A 19,848-nucleotide genomic window follows, 5' to 3' on the forward strand; every position below is an offset into this window, starting at 1 on the left:
ACCGGCCTCACTCAAGCGTCTTGCCTTGATTTTCCTGCTCTTGCGCCAATTCCTGGCGTTTGCGCAGGCGGCGGCGTGTCATTCTTGCAATAAACAGGGTGGGCAAAAAACCCAGGAAGAACAGGATGGAAAATGTTGCCCACAGACTGTTCTGTGCAACGGCCAGCATCAACACTACATAAAGCCAGCCAATCAATACCATGTACATAATCAAACAACCGTTTGAATTTTTCGGAAAAAGCCTGAACAATAGCGCCATAGTGTAAACCACCCGGCGGCCATCATCATGCAAACCCGATTTACCGAAACTTTTGGCGTTCAACTGCCACTTGTCTGCCCTGGCATGAGCTACATCGCCACCCCCGAACTGGTGGCCGCAACCGCCAATGCCGGGGGACTGGGCATCCTGGCGACAGGGCCGCTCAATGCCGCGCAAACCCGCGCCGCCATCCGCCGCATCCGCGAACTCACTGACAAGCCATTTGGCATTGGTTGCACCTTGATGATGCCCGGCGCACATGACAATTGCGCGGTGGCACTGGAAGAACAAGTGCCAGTGATTAATTTCTCTCTAGGGAAGGGTGACTGGATTGTCGAGCGTGCCCACGCCTACGGTGGCAAGGTGATTGCTACCGTGGTAACGGAAAAACACGCCATTTCTGCCGAGAAATCCGGTGTCGACGGTTTGCTGGTCACGGGCCACGAAGCGGCCGCCCATGGTGGCGAGGTCACTTCACTGGTTTTGATTCCTGCTATCCGCAAGGTCAGCAGCCTGCCCATCATCGCCACTGGCGGCTTTGGCAGCGGTGCCGGCCTGCTGGCCGCACTCTCACTGGGAGCCGATGCCATCGCCATGGGCAGCCGCCTGGCCATGACTCGCGAAAGCCCGGTCCATGCCACCAGCAAGGAAATGATTCGTCAATGCAGCGTCAGCGACACCTTGTATTCACGTAATTTCGATGGCCTGTGGTGCCGCATGATGGACACCCCGACTGCGCGCGCAGCCTGTCGCAAGCCAATGAATCTGCTAATGGCCGCCTGGAAGGCCAGCGCTGTTGCACGCAAGCTGGACATGCCGGTACTCAAGGTGGCATTGGGCGGCATGTTGAAGAAGCCGCAAGAGCTGCGCCAACTGGCTTTGTTTGGCGCAGCCACCGAGTCCATCCGCCTTGCCATTGAAGAAGGCAACCATCAGCAAGGGGTGCAGCTGATTGGCCAGGTACAAGGCCTGATTGATGACATTCCCGCTGTGGATGAGCTGTTTACACGCGTAATGCAAGAGGCCGATGACCGTCTATCCCACCTGAACTCGCTGCAACGGGTGACGACCGCTCAACACAAGCAATCATGACATCAGCCTTTCTGCGCATCTTTCACGAGATTTAATGTCGAATAAATACATTAATTCAATAAAACGACCGACATCACGCAACTAGCTACCACTGCACGGCGATGCATTGCATTGCCCAGACCCCGCCTATCTCGTATTCTCACTCTCTTGCCCGCAGGCATACAGCAGGCCGCCACAGAGCGGCCGCCTTGTTCACCCACCAAGAGAATATGCATGACCACCCTGCACCCACTTGAGGACAGCTCACCACGCCCACTTAACGGCCAGGATTACCGCACCCTGGCACTGGCCGCACTGGGGGGCGCACTGGAGTTTTACGATTTTGTCATTTTCGTGTTTTTTGCCCTGATCATCGGCAAGCTTTTCTTTCCGCCCGACATTCCCGACTGGCTACGCCAATTCCAGACTTTCGGCATTTTCGCCGCTGGCTATCTGGCTCGTCCGCTCGGCGGCATTGTGATGGCGCATTTTGGTGACAAGCTGGGCCGCAAGCGCATGTTTACGCTTTCGATTGTCCTGATGGCCGTCCCCACTTTGCTAATGGGCATGCTGCCCACTTATGCCAGCATCGGCATTGCCGCTCCGCTGGCTTTGCTTGCCTTGCGCATTCTGCAAGGCGCAGCCATTGGCGGCGAAGTACCAGGCGCCTGGGTATTTGTGGCCGAGCACGTCCCCGCCCGCCACACCGGCTACGCTTGCGGCACCCTGACCGCCGGACTGACCGCAGGAATTTTGCTGGGCTCCTTGCTGGCCACCCTGATCAACAGCAGCTTCAGCCCCACGCAGATTGCCAACTGGGCATGGCGACTGCCCTTCCTGATTGGCGGGATATTCGGTTTACTGGCCATGTATTTGCGCCAATGGCTGCAAGAAACACCGGTCTTTGCCGAAATGCAGGCACGCAAGGCACTGGCAGAAACGCTTCCACTAAAGACCGTACTGCAACAGCACAAGCCAGCGGTAATGGTATCGATGTTGCTGACCTGGCTGCTGTCCGCTGCCATCGTAGTAGTCATCCTGATGACGCCGACCTATCTGCAAAAGCAGTTCGGCATGGCCGCGACCACCACGCTCAAGGCCAATAGCCTGGCCATTATCGCCCTGACGGCTGGCTGCATTCTGGCGGGCCGCATCATCGACCGACTGGGCAGTGGCCTCACCTTCATTGCGGGCTGCCTGCTGCTGGGGCTGAGCAGTCATCATTTCTATACCACCGTCACCCATGACGCCAGCCAGCTGTATGCGCTATACGCACTGACCGGGCTGAGCGTGGGCATTGTCGGTGCGGTGCCTTATGTGATGGTGCGCGCCTTCCCGCCAGCCATCCGTTTCTCCGGCCTGTCGTTTTCCTACAATGTGTCGTATGCCATTTTCGGTGGACTGACCCCCATGGTGGTGACCCTGTGGCAACAGCACGATCCACTGGCCCCGGCACGTTATGTCCTCTCACTCTGCCTGATGGGCATGGCGCTGGGTGTTTATCTGCTATGGCATGAGCGCAGGCAGCGCTAAGCTAGCGCGCCCCTCGCAAACGGCCCCTTACGGGCCGTTTTTTATTTACAGCCTTGACCCAGCCACTTGGTCAGTTGCTTAAAAAAATATTGCGGAACTCCTCAGCTATATCAGTAGTCTCTTATCAATCAAGCCCGGCTTTGCGCCACTTGTCACCCCTTAGCCATTCGCGCCACTCCCGGCCCTGCCCTGCGCCATCGCAGCCCACACCACCAGACCACGGAGACGCCCATGCCTCATTTTCCCTGGCAGAGTATTGCCCTTAACCCACTGGCCGCATTTGGCATTCTGCTCACGCTGGGCGTGATCGGCGGCCATATTGCCAATCGTATGGCCCGCTTGCCAGCCATGACCGGCTACGCGCTGATCGGCCTGATCATCGGCCCGGCCAGTCTGCACATCCTGAACGAAGAGCTGCTGCGCGCCGCCGACCTGTTTGTCAATCTGGCTCTCGGCTTGGCGCTGTTTGAAAGTGGCCGCCGTGTCGATTTGCGCTGGCTGCGCGCCGAACGCACCCTGTTACTCAGCACACTCGCTTATTGCCTGCTGGTTTTTGCGGCACTGTATACCTTGCTGTGCTACGCCGGACTGAACTGGCAAACCAGCACCACCATGGCCGCCATCGGCATGGCGACCTCCCCCATCGTGATACTGGAACTGATGCGCGAAGAAAGGGCCGAGGGGCAGGTCAGCGACCGGCTGGCCACCGCCACAGCCCTGTCCAGCCTGTTATCCCTGCTGGCCTTTGCCGTCAGCCTTGGCTCGGCACATCTACTCCAGCAACATCGGACAACAGACAATCTACTCACCCCGGCCTGGCTGATTCTGGGCTCCAGCCTGCTGGGGCTGCTGGCCGGCGTACTGGCCATTGCCCTCAAGCGCTGGCTGGGCCACCAACGCCAGCACCGCACCGTTCTGCTGTTTGGACTGATCACCTTGCTGGTGGGGCTGGCCGTCATGCTGGACACCCTGCCATCGCTGGCCTTGCTGGTCTTCGGCCTGGCCACGCGGAATCTGCGCGGCGGCGAAAGCATCAGCGAGCCCGACCTGCTGACTGGCAGCCATTTTTTCTTTGTCGCCTTTTTCGTAGCCGCCGGCGCCTGGCTGCAGCCACAAGCACTGGCAAGCCACTGGGCACTGGCGCTGGCTTATCTGCTGTTGCGCAGCGGCATTGCCATGCTGTTCTGGTTTGCACTGGCACCCGCCAATTGCCTTACCCGCCGTCGCGGGCTGTGGCTGGGCCTGGCACTGAACCCACTGTCGGGCGGCAGCGCCATGCTGCTGAGCATGGGCTCGCTGGCACTGGGGACACAGGCAAGCAGCGCAACAGCCTGTCTGATGGCTGTACTGGTCATCAGCGAACTGGCCGGCCCCTGGCTGTGCCGTCTGGCCCTGCAGCAGGCGGGCAAACTGAGCAAGGAGTACTGACATGCTGGAATTCAACAACAGCACACCACTCACCCTGGGTGTGGAACTGGAACTGATGATAGTCAACCGCCGCGATTACAACCTGACCCGCGGCTCGGATGATTTGCTACTACTGATAGACCGCCAGCCACACGGCTATGACATCAAGCCGGAAATCACCCAGAGCATGATTGAAATCGGTACCGCCATTCACACCCATTGCAGCGAGATGCTGCAGGAGCTGCAAGCCATCCGCCAGCTGCTGACCCATAATGCAGAAAAACTGAACCTGGGCCTGGCTGGCGGCGGTGCCCATCCCTTCCAGCACTGGAGCGAGCAACAGATTTACCCCAAGGCACGCTATCAGCTGGTTTCGGAACTGTATGGCTATCTGGCCAAGCAATTCACCGTCTATGGGCAACACATTCACATTGGCTGCCCGGACGGCGACAGCGCCATCCGGCTGGGACACTATCTGGCACGCTACATCCCCCACTTCATTGCGCTGTCGGCCTCATCACCGTTCTATCAGGGCATGGACACCCGCTTTCAGACCTCACGCCTGACCAGCGTCAATGCCTTTCCCTTGTCTGGCTGCATGCCCTGCGTGGAAAACTGGGCGCAGTTCAATGATTACTTTCAGGACATGGCGAAACTGGGCATTGTCGCCAGCATGAAGGACTTCTACTGGGACATCCGCCCCAAGCCGGAGTACGGCACGGTGGAGATCCGCATCTGCGACACGCCACTGGACATTGTCACCCCCACCTTGCTGGCCGCCTACGCCCAGATGCTGGCCCGGCAGTGCATGGAACAGCAATGGCGCGACATCGACCCGGCACATTACCTGACTTACAGTTACAACCGCTTTCAGGCCTGCCGCTTCGGTTTTGACGGTGTACTGGTCAACAGCAGCACCGGCCAGCAAACCAGCGTGCAGGAGGACTTGCTGACCACCTTGAATCAGTTGCAGCAGCATGCCACTGCACTGGGCTGCGAAGCCGAACTGGCCGCACTGCGCGCGCGGGTACTGAAGCGCCAGTCGGACAGCCAATGGCTGCGCGATGTGTATCAGGACAGCGGCTCGCTTTCCGATGTCGTACGTCGGCAAAGCAACTACTGGATGCACGATCAGCCGGACTGAACAGGGTAAATCCAGCAGACAATCAGCCACATCTGCCGCTAAACTGATGCCTTAGCGTCCCGAAACCCCATCATGCCGCTCGAACTGCCCGAACATTTCAATCCCGATCTGCCAACCCGCTGGTGCATTTTTGATGGCCCGCGCCTGCTATTGCAGAACCAGGCCCTGCCGGAGGATGCCGCCCGGCACTGGCCACTGGCCAACCGCCTGTTCATCGACCAGCAACAAGGCTGCAATCTGTACGCCGCCGATCTGGTCGGCCCGCCGCCCGCCGACTGCGAATGGCTGCCGCTACGCGCTGCGCTGATGGCCTTGCCGCTGGAACAGACCGACGGCATTGCCCGCGCCGCCCAGCTGCGCCAGTTTCAGCACACCCACCATTTTTGCGGACATTGCGCCAGTCCTTTGCAACAGCATGGCCACGATCAGGGCAAGCACTGCCCCAGTTGCGGCCAGCTGTACTATCCGCGCCTGTCGCCTGCCATGATGGTGGCGGTGTATCGCGGACAGGAACTGTTGCTGGCGCGCAGCCCGCACTTCCTGCCCGGCGTGTACAGTGCACTGGCCGGTTTTGTCGAACCGGGCGAAACGGTGGAACAGTGCGTGCACCGCGAAACACTGGAAGAAGTGGGCGTGCAGGTGAAGAATCTGCGCTACGTCTGCTCGCAATCCTGGCCCTTCCCGCACTCACTGATGCTGGCCTTCACCGCCGAGTACGTTAGCGGCGAAATCCGGCCACAAGCTGGCGAGATCGAAGACGCAGGCTGGTATCACATTGACGCCCTGCCCACCATTCCAGCCCAGCTGTCAGTGGCCTACCGGCTGATCCGCCATACGGCCGACTGGCTACGCCTGCCAGCCGATCAACGCAGATAACATCGCAAAGGGAGCCATCGGCTCCCTTGCTACATGAGCAATCCTGATGCTCAGGCGCTGAGCGGTTGTCCGGCCAGCATCTCCAGTACGGCGCTCAACGCGGCAATTACGGTTTGCCGCCGCACCGCAGCGCGGTCTCCGGCAAAATAGCTGACCCACGCCCGCGAGCAGCCATTCGGCCCCGCCACTGCCAGCCACACCATGCCAACCGGTTTTTCCGGTGAGCCACCACCCGGCCCGGCCACGCCGGACACGGCCACCGCCCAATCCGCCGCCGCGCGCTGGCGGGCACCGGCGGCCATCTCCCGCACCACTGCTTCACTCACTGCACCATGCGCTTCCAGCGTAGCAGCGCTGACGCCCAGCAAATCCTGCTTGGCCTGATTGCTATAGCTGACCATGCCGTAGCCAAACCACGCCGAGCTGCCGGCGATATCGGTCAGTGCGGCGGCAATCATGCCACCGGTGCAGGACTCGGCAGTAGTCATGGTTTCACCACGCGCCAGCAAAGCCGCACCCAGACGGGCAGATAGTGTGCTCAGTTCCTTATCCATGCGTTTTCCTGAAATGGCGGATCAGCCCCAGGGTGGAGCTATCATGCTCGGCTGAGGAGACGGCGGCGGCATCCAGCTCCGGCAGAATGCGCCGCGCCAGCTGCTTGCCATACTCCACGCCCCATTGATCGAAAGAATTGATGCCCCAGATCACCCCCTGCACAAACACCTTGTGTTCGTACATGGCCATCAGCATGCCCAGGTTGTAGGGCGTCACCTTCTCCAGCGCAATGGTATTGGAAGGCTGATTGCCGGGGAACAGTTTTTGCGGCAGCAACATGTCCAGCTCCTCGCCCGGCAGGTCTGGCAGCTCGGCCATCACTTCCGCCTCGCTCTTGCCACGCATCAGCGCCTCGGACTGGGCAAGGCAGTTGGCCACCAGCACGCGATGCTGTTGTTCCAGTCCGTAATGGCTGTTCATCGGTACGATGAAATCGCAAGGCACCAAGCGGGTGCCCTGATGCAAAAGCTGGAAGAAGGCATGCTGGCTGTTGGCCCCCTCCTCACCCCAAATCACCGGGCCGGTGTCGAAATCCAGCGGCTCGCCAAAACGCCCCACCCGCTTGCCATTGGACTCCATATCCAGCTGCTGGATATGGGCAGGCAGACGGCGCAAACCATGGTCGTACGGCATGATGGCGTGGGTATGCGCCTGATAGAAGGTGTTGTACCAGATGCCGATCAGCGCCAGCAGCACCGGGATATTGCCATCCAGCGGCGCACCGAAGAAGTGCTGATCCATGGCATAGCCGCCATCCAGGAAATCGCGGAAGTTGTCATAACCAATGGACAGCATCACTGACAAACCAATGGCCGACCATACCGAATAACGTCCACCCACCCAGTCCCAGAAGCCGAACATGTGCTCGGTATCAATACCGAAGGCCGATACCGCGGCCGCATTGGTGGAAACCGCGACAAAATGGCGGGCGATGTCCGCCTGGCTGGCCGTACGCAAGAACCAGGCCTTGGCCGCTTCGGCATTGAGCAGGGTTTCCGGGGTGGTAAAGGATTTGGAGGCAATCACGAACAAGGTGGTGGCCGGATCCAGTTGCAGCAGGGTGCGGGCAATGTGCTGGCCATCGACATTCGACACAAAATGCACGGTCAGATCCGGATGGGAATAGGCAGCCAGCGCCTCCTGCACCACCAGCGGCCCCAGGTCGGAACCGCCAATACCCAGATTCACCACAGCGCGGATGGGCTGGCCGGTATACCCCAACCATTGGCCGCTGCGCACCTTGTCGGTAAATACCCGCATGCGTTGCAATACCTCATGCACCGCCGGCACCACATCCTCACCGTCCAGCATCAGGCTTTCTTGCTGCGGCAAACGCAAGGCGGTATGCAGAACCGAGCGCTTTTCGCTGACATTGATACGCTCACCTTCACGCATGCGCGTCATCCAGCCGGGCAAATCCGCTTCCCGTGCCAGATCAATCAGCAATTCCAGCGTGCGCTCGGTAATGCGGTTTTTCGAGTAATCCAGCAACAAGCCATCCAGCTGCAAGGAAAAGCGCTTGAAACGTTGCGGGTCTGCGTGGAACAGTTCGCGCATCTGCATGAATCGGGTGGCGCGCTGATGCTGGTGAAGCTTGGCCCAGATCGGGCTGTGATTGATACCGGCTTTGCTGTCGTCAAACATGGTCGTAAAGTGCTTGCAATCAAAAATGGATAATCGGTTTTGCATTAACCGCCCTTGGTATCTGGCGGGGACTGACAAGAAAAAGGGGACTGGCGTCCCCTTGCAGAATGCATATTACCATTTGTAGCACGCACACTACATCACAACCTGATGAAATGCTCGCGGTAGTACTTCAGTTCTTCGATGGATTCTTCGATATCCGCCAGCGCTTCATGCTTGCCACGCTTCACCACACCGCGGGCGACTTCCGGCTTCCAGCGCTTGCACAGCTCCTTCAGGGTGGAGACATCCAGGTTGCGATAGTGGAAATACTCTTCCAGCTGCGGCATCCAGCGCACCATAAAACGACGATCCTGATGAATGGTGTTGCCACACATCGGCGTCGTGCGGGCCGGCACATAGTCGGCCATGAAGGCCAGCAAGGTAGCTTCAGCTTCGGCTTCTGACAGGGTGGAGGCCTTGACTTTCTCAATCAGGCCGCTCTTGCCATGGGTGTTTTTGTTCCAGTCATCCATGCCATCCAGCACGCTGTCCGGCTGATGAATGACCAGGACCGGCGACTGCCCCAGGATATTGAGCTGGCTGTCGGTGGCAATCATGGCCACTTCGATGATGCGGTCGGTTTCAGGATTCAGCCCGGTCATTTCCATGTCGAGCCAGATGAGGTTGTTCTGATCTTGTGCCATACTGTCCAATCTTTACGAGTCTGCGTATTTTCCTTCATTGCCGCTCTGGCGGCAAACCCACCTGCGTAAATCATGACCGAGGCATTCTGCACCCTGTTTCTGGCCGCACTGGCGGCCACACTGTCACTCAAACTATGGCTGGGCCTGCGCCATCTGCGCCATATCGCCCGCCACCGCCACAGCGTACCGGCTGATTTTGCCGGCAGCATCACCCTGCAACAGCATCAGCACGCTGCCGATTACAGCATGGCCAAGACCAGGCTTGGCTTGCTATCCGCCGTCATCGACACCGGCTTGATCCTGCTATTGACCCTGGGCGGCGGACTGGACTGGATCAGCCAACAAATCCAGCAGCTGCATGTCGGCCCCATGGTGGGCGGTATCCTGCTGGTGATGGCAGTCACCGTCGTCAGTTCCGCCATCAGCCTGCCCATTTCGCTGTATAGCACGTTCCGCATTGAAGCCCGCTACGGCTTCAACAAAATGACTTTGCGCATGTTCGTGCTGGACCTGATCAAGGGCAGCCTGATTGGCGCCATCATCGGCCTGCCCTTGCTGGCGCTGGTCCTGTGGCTGATGGCACAAGCCGGGCCGCTGTGGTGGCTGTGGGTATGGCTGGTATGGTCGGCATTCCAGCTCTTGATGGTGGCACTCTACCCGACCCTGATTGCACCCCTGTTCAACCGCTTCAGCCCGCTGGAAGACCTGGCATTGAAGCAGCGCATCGAGGCCTTGCTTGCCCGCACTGGCTTTACCAGCCAAGGCGTGTTCGTGATGGATGGTTCGCGCCGTTCCAGTCACGGCAATGCCTACTTCACCGGCTTTGGCAGCGCCAAGCGCATCGTATTTTTCGATACCTTGCTCAAACAACTGGCACCGGAAGAAATTGAAGCGGTCCTCGCCCACGAATTGGGCCACTTCAAGCGCAAGCACATCGTCAAACGCATCAGCTTTGCCTTTGCCCTGTCGCTGGGTTTCCTGTTCATCCTGGGGCAATTACTGGACGCCAACTGGTTCTATGCCGCACTGGGCGTCAGCACACCCAGCACCGCCATGGCCTTGATCCTGTTCTTCATGGCCGTGCCTGCCTTCACTTTCCCGTTGACACCCCTCTCCAGCCTGATGTCGCGCCGCCACGAATACGAAGCAGACAGCTTTGCCGCCGACCAGGCTGATGCCCAGCATCTGATTGACGCGCTGGTAAAACTTTATCGTGACAATGCGTCCACTCTGACCCCGGACCCGTTGCACTCCGCCTTTTACGACTCCCACCCACCGGCGAGCCTGCGTATCGCCCATCTGAAAGGAGCCAATACATGAATCTGCTCGAACTGCACTGTGAAACCGCCCACGGCCTGAGCCCGCTGGATGCCAATACCGCCAGCCAGTTTCTGGCCAAACTGCCTGATTGGGAAATCCAGGGTATCGAGTTGTGCAAGACCTTCGGTTTTGCCGACTACTACCAGACCATGGCCTTTGTGAACGCCCTGGCATGGATTGCCCACCAGGAAGACCATCACCCCGATTTGTCCGTGCACTACAACCGGGCAGTCGTTCGCTTCAGCACGCACGACGCCGGCGGCCTGACCCTGAATGACTTCATTTGCGCGGCCAAGACCGAAGCACTGCAAGGACGCGCATGAGAGCAGCCATCGGACAGATCATCCGCAGCCACGGTCGCCGCTTTATTGTAGAGGCAGAGGGTCAGACTTATGGCTGCTCCACGCGCGGCAAACGCGTGGACTTTGCCTGCGGCGACCGCGTGGAAATCCTCATCCAGAACAAGGAACAGGCAGTCATCGAAGAAAGCCTGCCACGCAGCAGCCTGCTATACCGCCAGGATGAATGGAAAACCAAGGTCATTGCGGCAAACGTCAGCCGCATTCTGTTTGTCATTGCCGCCGTCCCCAGCCCCAGTGAAGAACTGCTCAACCGCTGCCTGATTGCCGCCGAGGCGGCCGACATCGACCCGGTCATCCTGATCAACAAGGCAGATCTGCCCGAGACAGCCGCGCTGGTGGAAAAACTGCACCCCTATACCAAGCTGGGCTACAAGATGATCACCTTGTCAGCCAAGCAGGATATGACACCATTATTACCCTTGCTGGATGGCGAAACCTGCGTATTCGTCGGCCAGTCCGGCATGGGCAAATCCACCCTCACCAATGCCCTGCTGCCGGAAGCCAACGCCCGTATCGGTGATATTTCCGAGGCGCTGGATTCTGGTCGGCACACCACCACCCATGCCACGCTCTACCACCTGCACGATCTGTCTGCTGGCAGCGACCTGATCGACTCCCCCGGCTTGCAGGAGTTCGGCCTCAAGCACTTGCAAGCCAGCGACCTGCTGCACTACTTCCCGGAAATGCGTCCGCTGATCGGAAAATGCCGATTCCATAACTGCACACATCGCAAAGAGCCGGACTGCGCCATCAAGCAAGCGGCCGCAGACGGGTTGATTGCGCCACAAAGGCTGGATTTACTCCAACGTTTGAGTAATGAATTGTTAAATCAAACGGCATAAAGCGTTTTGTCATCCAAGTTGTTTACAATTCTTTGTAGGACTCATATTCTGGTAAGAAAAATTACACCAGACTGAGATCAGCGACTTTTACCCCGACAAAGACAAGGAGCCAGCATCATGACAAAACGCATCGCACTCGTAACCGGAGGCATGGGCGGTATCGGAACCGCAATCTGCAAGGCTCTGGCCGAGTCCGGCCACACTGTCATCACCACCTACAGCAAACCGGGCAAGGAGCAAGCCTGGCTTGCCGACATGAAGGGCATGGGCTTTAGTGACATTCACGCCTATCAGTGCGACGTGACCGACACCGCAGCCTGCGTCGCCATGCTGGCCAAGGCGCAAACCGAAGTAGGCGCGGTAGACGTGCTGGTAAACAATGCCGGCATCACCCGCGATGGCACCTTCAAGAAGCAGACCAAGGACGACTGGGATGCTGTCATCAAGACCAATCTGGATTCACTGTTCAATATGGTGAAACCGGTTCTGGACGGCATGGTGGAGCGCGGCTTTGGCCGCATCATCAATATTTCTTCGATCAACGGCCAGAAAGGACAGTTTGGCCAGACCAACTACTCCGCAGCCAAAGCCGGCATGCACGGTTTCACCATGGCACTGGCACAAGAAGTAGCGCGCAAGGGCGTAACCGTCAACACCATCTCCCCAGGCTACATCGCCACCGACATGGTGATGGCCGTACCGGAAGAAGTACGCAACAAGATCATCGCCAATATTCCGGTGGGCCGCCTGGGCAAGCCGGAAGAAATTGCCGGGCTGATCAACTACCTGGCTTCCGATGTTTCCGGCTTCATGACCGGCGCCAACCTGGCCATCAACGGCGGTCAGCACATGATGTAATACACCCCCAGGGTCGCAATAAAAAACCCGGCAAACTGCCGGGTTTTTTATTGACAATTCAGGCAGAAACATTCTGCTATGCTGTCAACCTTGCAATACAAGACCGAGCAAAACATGGCTGAACATTTGACCATTCAGGGTGAAACCAAGGAAGAAAAGTACCAGACACTGCTGCCGCAAGCACAAGCCCTGGTGCAATACGAAGACGACCAGATTGCCGCACTGGCCAACCTGACCGCTGCCCTGCACAGCACATTCGACTGGCTGTGGACCGGCTTTTATCTGGTGAAAAACCAACAACTGGTACTGGGACCGTTCCAGGGCCCCATCGCCTGCACCCGCATTCCCCATGGAAAAGGCGTGTGTGGTAGCGCATGGGCGCAGAACCGCACCCTGGTAGTGCCAGATGTAGACGCCTTCCCGGGCCATATCGCCTGCTCATCCAGCGCACGCTCGGAAATTGTAGTACCGGTACACGATAGCAAAGGGGAAGTGGTAGCCGTGCTGGACGTCGACTCCAGCCTGCTCGACCAGTTTGACGCCACCGATGCCAAGTATCTGGAACAGATCTGCCAGGCACTGCAACATTTGTTCTGAATTCATTCTGAGCAGAGACCATCAAAAAACGGATGCTGCAGCATCCGTTTTTCATTTCCAGCAATTCATGCCTGCGAGAGCTGCTGACTCAGCCAGACCTCTTTCCCCGCCTCATCCAGCTCCAGCAATGCCGCCCCAGCCTCTTGCATGGCCTGCGCCAGTCGGGTCACCTGCCGTGCCACACCGGCAGATAGCTCGGCAGCCAGCCTTGCGTTCTCACCTGCCATCGCCAACAGCCGTGCATTGCCCTGCTCATTCACGCCTTGCTGTCGCTCCGCGGCTTCTTGCAGTTCCAGATTGCGCTGCTCCAGCATCTCCAGGCGCGCCTGCTGCTTGCCCGACTCGCGCTCCCGGTCTGCCAGCCGTTCACGCCATTGCTGCTCTGTCTGTGACATCTGCTGACGCAAGGCCTGCATTTCTTCATTCAGCAAAGCTGTTGCCTGCTTCATGGTGACCCGCTCTTCTTCTACCTGTTCGTACAGGCGCAAGCGCAAGCCTTCCAGCCGCTCATACGCCAGCGACTCACGCCGCTCGGCTTCCTGCCTTGCTTCCTGCAAGCGCAACTCATGCCGGGCCTCTGTTTCCGCCTGGCGCGCATCGCTATCTTGTCGCGCCTGCTGTACCGCAGCCCTTTCTTGCACCAACTGCTGCTCCAACCCCTGACAGCGCGACTCCAGCTGCGCATATTGCTGCGTCAAGGTCTGCAGCTTTGCCTCTACGGCCTGCTGATGCTCGGTACGCAGCGCTATCTCTCGCAAGGCTGATTGCAAGGAAGACTCCACCGCCTCCAACTGCGCCTGCAGTGCCTGCTGTGCCTGCCGGGCAGCCGCGACCTCTGCTTCTGCCTCCGCGCGCACCGCCTCCCATTGCTGCTCTGCCGCCTCGCAGGATTTCTGCCAGATCATGCCAAACGCCTCAGCCAGGCCAGCTGGCCAATCAGGATGACGCGAGGAACTGGCCATGCGCGACAGGAAATCCTGCCGCCATTCTTTCAGTGTGTTGTTGATGGTGGTATTGGAACCGGTTCCCAGCCGGGCACGCACTTCCACCACTGTGGGCCACACCCCCTCGCCCACCAGCTCCAACGCCACCTGTCGGATACGGGAATAGATATCAGCCGCCATCTTGCCACCTCACCCATAGTTCAATATCAGCAATATAACACAATTACACACTGTCAATTTATTACGTATTACATTATTTATATACATTCAACATCATTATTTTTCCGATTACTATACTTATCGGAAGTTATTGCTCGAAACAGCAAAGCCAAAACCATAAAAATTCACCATCACCCCATTCTGCAGGCAAAAAAATACCCGGCTTACGCCGGGAATTCTTGCACCACCTCGACCTGCCCCTATCGCCAAGCCAGCCACTCAAAATCGCTCAAGCATGAAACACCACGTGCAGCAGACCGCCATCAATCACTAAGCACCATGCACACCAGTCACCTGCCGTAATTCCTGCACCATCTGCGACAGCCGGTCCTGCAACTGAGTGGTGTCCGACTGCGAACTCAACAAGGACTCAATCCCCTCATCCAGCGCACGATGCAGCAAGACCTCCTGAGAATTGGTGAGCAACATCGAGACACAGGCCTCATCAATACGCTGGCGAATATCCTCCAGCGCAACACGCCCAGCCACCTGATTATCCCGCTGCGCCCTGTCCACTTCGCCCAGCGTCTGTATCATGCGCACGGCCACTGCCATCACCTGCCCGTCACGCTGCTGCGCCGCAGCCAAGACCGCCAACGACCCAACGTGCACATTAGCAGCCTCGACCAGCATGGTCAGATGATCACGCAGCCGCCCGCACCTATCCTCATCTTCAACCGGCATGTCCCGCAGCAACAAGGAAACGTCGGGGTAGTTGATCACCATGCGATTCTTGAACTGCACCATCCGCCCCATACCCACCAGATGCTCCAGTACCGACAACTCCAGCGGGCTCGTCTCCCCGTCGCTACTGCGATTCAGCACACCAGTAGCAGCACGCAGCTGCACACAACCCTGCAAGCCATACAGGCGCAAGCCGCCCACTAGCGCATCAGCCAGCTCGGACATGCTTCCAGCCGAGCCCAATTGCTTGATTACCTCCAGCAAGGCGCCCATTTCACTCATGCTGATCATGGCCGTCATGGCAGCCGAACTGGCATCCCGCACCTGACCACTCAAACGACGACGCTCGACACTGGCATCAATCAGGCGACACAGCTTGGCCTCCAGTTCCAGCGCAGAAAATGGCTTGACGATATAGTCCTCACCACCTGCCTCGTAGCCACTCAAGCGATCCTCCACCGCCTCGCGCGCCGAGACAAACACAACGGGTATATGTGCAAAGCGCTCATCCGCCCGAATGCGCCGGCAAGTTTCGAAACCATCCATGCCAGGCTGCATTTCCACATCCAGCACAATCGCTACCGGCGCAAGCTGCGGTAACAATTCCAAGGCCTGCTCACCGCTTTCAGCATCCGCCACATCAAAACAATGCGCCAAACCGGCCTTCATCAAGCGCCGGGTTATCAACACATCATCCACCACCAGTATTTTTGGTTTTTCATTCATCGGAGTCCCCACATCCCCTTGAAGTAAAGCAATCCACCCTTTGTTCTATAGCTGGACGCGCCTGCACAATACAAGCCAGACACGGCAATTAAGCGCAATCCAGATGCAAAGGCGTCAACAAAGGCTGACCGGAAAAATGAGCCCGCAGATTATCCAGCATCAACTGCGCCATGGCTGCCCGCGTCTCTACCGTCGCACTAGCCATATGCGGCGTCAGCACCACATTCGGCAAGCCAAACAGCACCTCCGGCACTTGCGGTTCATGCTCGAACACATCCAGCCCGGCACCACCCAGACGACCATCCAGCAAACGCTCCACCAGCGCAGCCTGATCCACCACCGAGCCACGCGCGATATTGATCAACACCCCATCAGCACCCAGCGCATCCATCACCCGACCATCTACCACATGGCGGGTAGACACACCACCAGGCAAAGCCAATACCAATACATCAACCGCAGCCGCCATCGTGGTCAGATCCGCAAAGTAAGGATATGCAACATCAGCCTTCTGACTGGGTCCGTAGTAGCACACCGCCATATCAAAGGCCTCAGCCCGACGCGCAATGGCACGTCCGATATTACCCAGGCCGACAATGCCACAACGTTTGCCGGACAGGCTGCGTGCTAATGGAAACCCGCCCGCAAGCCATCGCCCCTGACGCACAAAAGCATCCGCCGACAGCAACTGGCGAAACACAGCCAGCAGCAGGGCCAATGCAGTATCTGCCACACAGCGATCCAGCACGCCTGGCGTGGTGGTGACGGCAATACCGTGCGTGCGCGCATAATCCAGATCGATGGCATCAAACCCCACCCCCACGCAGGCCACCAGTTCGACAGCGGGCAGCGCCTGCAACAACTGGCGCGACGCCCCAGCCCCGCCGGTAGTGACCACCGCCCGCACCGCAGGCCACACCTCACCGGCGCGCAAAGCATCCTGCAATTCCCAGCCATGCAGGCATTCAAACTGCGCATTCAACTGCGCCATCAAAGCCGGAGCCAGTGGCACAACAATGAAAATGACCGGGCGATTGGCAAGTTGCATCATTCCGCTTACTCCATGAAAGAAAATTCATGCTACCACCAGGACCGACAACCCAGCCCTGCCGGCCATGTAAAATCCTTGTCGCTACCACGGCCTGCTTCTAGAATCGGCCACAATATGTCCAATACCCTTCCCGCCCCACCCGCTGGCCAAGCACTGATCGCCGCCCAATCCGACCAGCAGGCCGTCCTGCTGTGGCTCAGCGAATTCATTGACCGCCCTGCCACCTTGCGCAGCTATCGCAAGGAGACCGAACGTTTTTTGCTGTGGCTGAACGACCGCAACAAACAACTACAGCAGGTTCAGCGAGAGGACGTACTGGACTACCAACGCTTCTTGCAGGCCCCATGGCCTGCCGAGCGCTGGATCGGCCCGGCACGCCCGCGCCAGCACCCGCACTGGAAGCCTTTCACCGGTCCCTTGCAGCCCGGCAGCATCCGCCAGGCGCTCACCATCCTGTCCGCCCTGTTCAGCTATCTGAGCGAGGCAGGCTACCGTCGCGGCAACCCGTTCAAGTTGGTGCGCAAGCGCCAGCAGGCAACAACACTACAGGTGGAGCGCTTCTTCGATCAGCAAAGCTGGCAAGCCATACTCGACGCCATCAACACCCTCCCCGACGCATCCCGCCGCAACCAGCAACAAGCCGCCCGTGCCCGCTGGCTGATCACCCTGCTCTACCTCACCGGCGCCAGACGCCAGGAAGTTGCACAGGCAAAAATGGGCGACTTCAGCCAGCGCCGTCAGCAATGGTGGTGGCGGGTACACGGCAAAGGCGGCAGCCACGCCGACATTCCGGTTTCTGACGAACTGATGGCCGCCATGGCCGCTTATCGAAACAGCCTGGGCCTGAGTCCACAACCGGAACACGAGGAAGACACGCCACTGGCATGCAAGCTGCCCGGAGAGAAATCCCAGCCCCTGCAAGCCATCAGTGACAAAGCCATTTATCTGATCTGCCGTGAAATATTTCAACGCGCCGCCAGCCAAAGCGCTGACGAGGCCGTGCGCAGCCGCCTGACACAGGCCAGCACCCACTGGCTGCGCCATACCGCCGCCAGCCATCAACTGGATGCCGGCATTCCCTTGCTGATGGTGAGCCAGAACCTGCGCCACGCCAGCATTCAGACCACCCGCCGCTATCTGCACAGCGAAGAAGACGCCCGCCATGCAGCCACCGGCCTGCACCGCATGCAAGAGCAGGAAATCAGCCAGAAAACTGACGCAGAACCCGAAAACAGCAAACACACAGACAGCACCTTACCCTGAGGCCTCTTCCCAAAATGGCTGGTTACGCGTACCATCCCGCCTCGCTTTTCGGGATGGAATCATGAATACAAGCAGCGCTGCACGGGCATGCGGCATCGACTTCGGCACCTCAAACTCCACCGTAGGCTGGCTACGCCCCGGCGCAGACACGCTGATTGCGCTGGAAGACGGCAAGATCACCCTGCCTTCGGTTGTTTTCTTCAATTACGAGGAAGACCACTCGGTATTTGGCCGCAAGGCATTGCTGGAATATACCGAAGGCTACGAAGGCCGCCTGATGCGCTCGCTGAAAAGCCTGCTGGGCAGCAGCCTGATTGACAGCCAGACCGAAGTGCAAGGCCGCGCCCTGCCATTCCGCCATCTGCTTACCCTGTTCATCCAGGAAGTCAAGCAGCGCGCCGACCGCGCTGCAGGCCGTCCGTTCGAACAAGTGGTACTGGGTCGCCCGGTGTTTTTTGTCGACGACAACGCCAAAGCTGACGCACTAGCCGAAGAAACACTGGCCCAGATTGCCCGTCAGGTGGGTTTCAAGGACATTTCCTTCCAGTTTGAACCGCTGGCCGCCGCTTTCGACTACGAATCCTCCATCACGCGCGAAGAACTGGTGCTGATTGTGGATATTGGCGGTGGCACCTCGGACTTCTCGCTGGTGCGCCTCTCGCCGGAACGCCGCCTGCTGGACGACCGTCGCGCCGATATTCTGGCCACCGGGGGTGTACACATTGGCGGAACGGACTTCGACAAGCAGCTGAGCCTGCACGGCGTGATGCCGCTGTTCGGCTTCAAGAGCCGCCTGCGCAACAATGCCGAAATGCCCTCGGCACAGTACTTCAACCTGGCCACCTGGCACACCATCAACTTTGCCTACACCCGCAAGGCATGGATGGACTTGCAGGATATTCATCGCGACGTGGAAGACCCGCGCGCCTTCGACCGCCTGTTCAAGCTGATTCAGGAACGCGCCGGCCACTGGCTGGCCATGCAGGTGGAAGAAGCCAAGATTGCCTTGTCCGGCAGCGACAGCCACCGCCTGGAACTGGACCTGATCGAAGACGGCCTGTATGCCGAACTGCTGCGCGAACAGTTCAATAGCAGCATTGCCAGCATGCTGGGACAAATCGGCAAAACCATCGACAAGCTACTGCAAGATGCCGACATCCAGGCCAGCCAGATCGACACCGTATTCTTTACCGGCGGCTCCAGTGGCGTACCGGCGCTGCGCCGCTGCGTGCAGGACCAGCTACCCAATGCCCGCCACGTGGAAGGCAATCTGTTTGGCAGCATCGGCAGTGGTCTTGCCATCGAAGCCAGAAAACGTTACGGCTGATGCCCAAACAAAAAGGCTGCCCCACTGGAGCAGCCTTTTTGTTTAGTCCGAACCGTTTCAGCCTTGCCGTTTGCGCGAGGCTTTTTTTCCGCCTGGCGGCAGCTCAAAGCCAAACAACATGCCGGTGCGACCGGTTTGCGATTGACAGGCAATCTGCAAGGCGCGGTTGATGGCTTCTTTCTTGCTCACCCCCCACCACTCGATCATCTTGTCCAGCGACTTCTGCGCGTCGCGACTCAACTCCACCGTCACTGACAACTCTTGCAGGCGGTTACGACGCTGCTCACGGCTGCGGCGCTTGCGCTCGGCCACTGTCATGGCGCGCTCACCCAAGGGCTTGCGTCCAGGCTTTTTCTGTACGCCGCCAATCAGGTCAAAAGTGTAGTGATCGCAGGGATCTTTCATTGGATGGGTGACGGGTCACAATCAAGAGGGGCGCAAGAATACCACAAAGCTGCAGCGGATGGGGCAGACCGGCCT

20 protein-coding genes are annotated in these 19,848 nt (G+C 58.7%); 12 read left to right on the forward strand and 8 right to left on the reverse strand.

Annotated elements, in window-relative coordinates:
• Window positions 1-7 precede the first annotated feature (7 nt).
• Complete coding sequence (locus tag HWX34_RS21415) at window positions 8-322, reverse strand: hypothetical protein (RefSeq protein ID WP_255497551.1); 315 nt, start codon at window positions 320-322, stop codon at window positions 8-10.
• Here HWX34_RS21415 and HWX34_RS18610 point away from each other — a divergent pair.
• From HWX34_RS18610 to nudC, 5 genes are all read left to right on the forward strand, one after another.
• Entirely contained in the window at window positions 287-1,351 is a 1,065-nt protein-coding gene (locus tag HWX34_RS18610; protein ID WP_178973663.1) for a nitronate monooxygenase family protein, read from the forward strand. The two genes, HWX34_RS21415 and HWX34_RS18610, sit on opposite strands and share 36 nt — an antisense overlap.
• A 213-nt stretch (window positions 1,352-1,564) precedes the next feature.
• Window positions 1,565-2,863: an MFS transporter gene (locus tag HWX34_RS18615; protein ID WP_178973664.1), complete on the forward strand. Its 1,299-nt coding sequence runs from the start codon at window positions 1,565-1,567 to the stop codon at window positions 2,861-2,863.
• Between the two features lie 231 nt (window positions 2,864-3,094).
• Window positions 3,095-4,291, forward strand: coding sequence for a cation:proton antiporter (locus tag HWX34_RS18620; RefSeq protein WP_178973665.1), 1,197 nt, complete (start codon window positions 3,095-3,097; stop codon window positions 4,289-4,291).
• Between the two features lies 1 nt (window position 4,292).
• On the forward strand, window positions 4,293-5,414 hold the full coding sequence (locus HWX34_RS18625; RefSeq protein ID WP_178973666.1) for a YbdK family carboxylate-amine ligase: 1,122 nt from the start codon (window positions 4,293-4,295) through the stop codon (window positions 5,412-5,414).
• Between the two features lie 72 nt (window positions 5,415-5,486).
• Window positions 5,487-6,290 carry an NAD(+) diphosphatase gene (nudC, locus tag HWX34_RS18630; RefSeq protein WP_178973667.1) on the forward strand — a complete coding sequence of 268 codons (804 nt, stop codon included), beginning with the start codon at window positions 5,487-5,489 and terminating at the stop codon, window positions 6,288-6,290.
• A gap of 50 nt (window positions 6,291-6,340) precedes the next feature.
• Here nudC and HWX34_RS18635 read toward each other — a convergent pair whose 3' ends face one another.
• The 3 genes from HWX34_RS18635 to orn all read right to left on the reverse strand — a co-directional run bounded on the left by HWX34_RS18635 (window position 6,341) and on the right by orn (window position 9,175).
• Complete coding sequence (locus tag HWX34_RS18635; RefSeq protein ID WP_178973668.1) at window positions 6,341-6,844, reverse strand: nicotinamide-nucleotide amidohydrolase family protein; 504 nt, start codon at window positions 6,842-6,844, stop codon at window positions 6,341-6,343.
• Window positions 6,837-8,489: a glucose-6-phosphate isomerase gene (gene pgi, locus HWX34_RS18640; RefSeq protein WP_178973669.1), complete on the reverse strand. Its 1,653-nt coding sequence runs from the start codon at window positions 8,487-8,489 to the stop codon at window positions 6,837-6,839. Before pgi ends, HWX34_RS18635 begins: the two co-directional genes overlap by 8 nt.
• A gap of 140 nt (window positions 8,490-8,629) precedes the next feature.
• Entirely contained in the window at window positions 8,630-9,175 is a 546-nt protein-coding gene (gene orn / locus HWX34_RS18645) for an oligoribonuclease (RefSeq protein ID WP_178973670.1), read from the reverse strand.
• A gap of 72 nt (window positions 9,176-9,247) precedes the next feature.
• Here orn and HWX34_RS18650 point away from each other — a divergent pair, with 72 nt between their 5' ends.
• From HWX34_RS18650 to HWX34_RS18670, 5 genes are all read left to right on the forward strand, one after another.
• Window positions 9,248-10,495 carry a M48 family metallopeptidase gene (locus HWX34_RS18650; protein WP_178973671.1) on the forward strand — a complete coding sequence of 416 codons (1,248 nt, stop codon included), beginning with the start codon at window positions 9,248-9,250 and terminating at the stop codon, window positions 10,493-10,495.
• On the forward strand, window positions 10,492-10,818 hold the full coding sequence (locus tag HWX34_RS18655) for a 4a-hydroxytetrahydrobiopterin dehydratase (protein WP_178973672.1): 327 nt from the start codon (window positions 10,492-10,494) through the stop codon (window positions 10,816-10,818). Before HWX34_RS18650 ends, HWX34_RS18655 begins: the two co-directional genes overlap by 4 nt.
• Complete coding sequence (rsgA, locus tag HWX34_RS18660) at window positions 10,815-11,699, forward strand: ribosome small subunit-dependent GTPase A (RefSeq protein ID WP_178973673.1); 885 nt, start codon at window positions 10,815-10,817, stop codon at window positions 11,697-11,699. Before HWX34_RS18655 ends, rsgA begins: the two co-directional genes overlap by 4 nt.
• 117 nt (window positions 11,700-11,816) lie before the next feature.
• Window positions 11,817-12,557 carry an acetoacetyl-CoA reductase gene (phbB, locus tag HWX34_RS18665; RefSeq protein ID WP_178973674.1) on the forward strand — a complete coding sequence of 247 codons (741 nt, stop codon included), beginning with the start codon at window positions 11,817-11,819 and terminating at the stop codon, window positions 12,555-12,557.
• Between the two features lie 114 nt (window positions 12,558-12,671).
• Window positions 12,672-13,154, forward strand: coding sequence for a GAF domain-containing protein (locus tag HWX34_RS18670; RefSeq protein WP_178973675.1), 483 nt, complete (start codon window positions 12,672-12,674; stop codon window positions 13,152-13,154).
• A gap of 65 nt (window positions 13,155-13,219) precedes the next feature.
• On the opposite strand, the gene HWX34_RS18675 is transcribed toward HWX34_RS18670, so the two are convergent.
• The 3 genes from HWX34_RS18675 to HWX34_RS18685 form a co-directional block, all read right to left on the reverse strand.
• Complete coding sequence (locus tag HWX34_RS18675) at window positions 13,220-14,278, reverse strand: DNA-binding protein (RefSeq protein WP_178973676.1); 1,059 nt, start codon at window positions 14,276-14,278, stop codon at window positions 13,220-13,222.
• Window positions 14,279-14,587: 309 nt separating this feature from the next.
• Window positions 14,588-15,727, reverse strand: a complete 1,140-nt coding sequence (locus HWX34_RS18680; protein WP_178973677.1) for a PleD family two-component system response regulator — start codon at window positions 15,725-15,727, stop codon at window positions 14,588-14,590.
• Window positions 15,728-15,815: 88 nt separating this feature from the next.
• Window positions 15,816-16,778 (reverse strand): 2-hydroxyacid dehydrogenase, encoded by a 963-nt coding sequence (locus HWX34_RS18685; protein WP_178973678.1) that lies wholly within the window; start codon window positions 16,776-16,778, stop codon window positions 15,816-15,818.
• 114 nt (window positions 16,779-16,892) lie between these two features.
• Between HWX34_RS18685 and HWX34_RS18690 the strand changes: the two genes are divergently transcribed.
• Entirely contained in the window at window positions 16,893-18,041 is a 1,149-nt protein-coding gene (locus tag HWX34_RS18690; protein ID WP_178973679.1) for a site-specific integrase, read from the forward strand.
• 61 nt (window positions 18,042-18,102) lie between these two features.
• Entirely contained in the window at window positions 18,103-19,368 is a 1,266-nt protein-coding gene (locus HWX34_RS18695) for an Hsp70 family protein (protein ID WP_178973680.1), read from the forward strand.
• Window positions 19,369-19,425: 57 nt separating this feature from the next.
• Here HWX34_RS18695 and HWX34_RS18700 read toward each other — a convergent pair whose 3' ends face one another.
• Window positions 19,426-19,773: a hypothetical protein gene (locus HWX34_RS18700; protein ID WP_045844979.1), complete on the reverse strand. Its 348-nt coding sequence runs from the start codon at window positions 19,771-19,773 to the stop codon at window positions 19,426-19,428.
• Window positions 19,774-19,848 lie beyond the last annotated feature (75 nt).

It is taken from the genome of Aquitalea sp. LB_tupeE (assembly GCF_013391415.1).
In the GTDB taxonomy this organism is placed as follows: domain Bacteria; phylum Pseudomonadota; class Gammaproteobacteria; order Burkholderiales; family Chromobacteriaceae; genus Aquitalea.

Excerpts from the sequence above, each read along its gene's own strand:
- HWX34_RS18610 (WP_178973663.1), top strand. The coding sequence starts at position 287 with ATGCAAACCCGATTTACCGAAACTTTTGGCGTTCAACTGCCACTTGTC.
- HWX34_RS18615 (WP_178973664.1), top strand. The coding sequence starts at position 1,565 with ATGACCACCCTGCACCCACTTGAGGACAGCTCACCACGCCCACTTAAC.
- HWX34_RS18620 (WP_178973665.1), top strand. The coding sequence starts at position 3,095 with ATGCCTCATTTTCCCTGGCAGAGTATTGCCCTTAACCCACTGGCCGCA.
- HWX34_RS18625 (WP_178973666.1), top strand. The coding sequence starts at position 4,293 with ATGCTGGAATTCAACAACAGCACACCACTCACCCTGGGTGTGGAACTG.
- nudC (WP_178973667.1), top strand. The coding sequence starts at position 5,487 with ATGCCGCTCGAACTGCCCGAACATTTCAATCCCGATCTGCCAACCCGC.
- HWX34_RS18635 (WP_178973668.1), bottom strand. The coding sequence starts at position 6,844 with ATGGATAAGGAACTGAGCACACTATCTGCCCGTCTGGGTGCGGCTTTG.
- pgi (WP_178973669.1), bottom strand. The coding sequence starts at position 8,489 with ATGTTTGACGACAGCAAAGCCGGTATCAATCACAGCCCGATCTGGGCC.
- orn (WP_178973670.1), bottom strand. The coding sequence starts at position 9,175 with ATGGCACAAGATCAGAACAACCTCATCTGGCTCGACATGGAAATGACC.
- HWX34_RS18650 (WP_178973671.1), top strand. The coding sequence starts at position 9,248 with ATGACCGAGGCATTCTGCACCCTGTTTCTGGCCGCACTGGCGGCCACA.
- HWX34_RS18655 (WP_178973672.1), top strand. The coding sequence starts at position 10,492 with ATGAATCTGCTCGAACTGCACTGTGAAACCGCCCACGGCCTGAGCCCG.
- rsgA (WP_178973673.1), top strand. The coding sequence starts at position 10,815 with ATGAGAGCAGCCATCGGACAGATCATCCGCAGCCACGGTCGCCGCTTT.
- phbB (WP_178973674.1), top strand. The coding sequence starts at position 11,817 with ATGACAAAACGCATCGCACTCGTAACCGGAGGCATGGGCGGTATCGGA.
- HWX34_RS18670 (WP_178973675.1), top strand. The coding sequence starts at position 12,672 with ATGGCTGAACATTTGACCATTCAGGGTGAAACCAAGGAAGAAAAGTAC.
- HWX34_RS18675 (WP_178973676.1), bottom strand. The coding sequence starts at position 14,278 with ATGGCGGCTGATATCTATTCCCGTATCCGACAGGTGGCGTTGGAGCTG.
- HWX34_RS18680 (WP_178973677.1), bottom strand. The coding sequence starts at position 15,727 with ATGAATGAAAAACCAAAAATACTGGTGGTGGATGATGTGTTGATAACC.
- HWX34_RS18685 (WP_178973678.1), bottom strand. The coding sequence starts at position 16,778 with ATGATGCAACTTGCCAATCGCCCGGTCATTTTCATTGTTGTGCCACTG.
- HWX34_RS18690 (WP_178973679.1), top strand. The coding sequence starts at position 16,893 with ATGTCCAATACCCTTCCCGCCCCACCCGCTGGCCAAGCACTGATCGCC.
- HWX34_RS18695 (WP_178973680.1), top strand. The coding sequence starts at position 18,103 with ATGAATACAAGCAGCGCTGCACGGGCATGCGGCATCGACTTCGGCACC.
- HWX34_RS18700 (WP_045844979.1), bottom strand. The coding sequence starts at position 19,773 with ATGAAAGATCCCTGCGATCACTACACTTTTGACCTGATTGGCGGCGTA.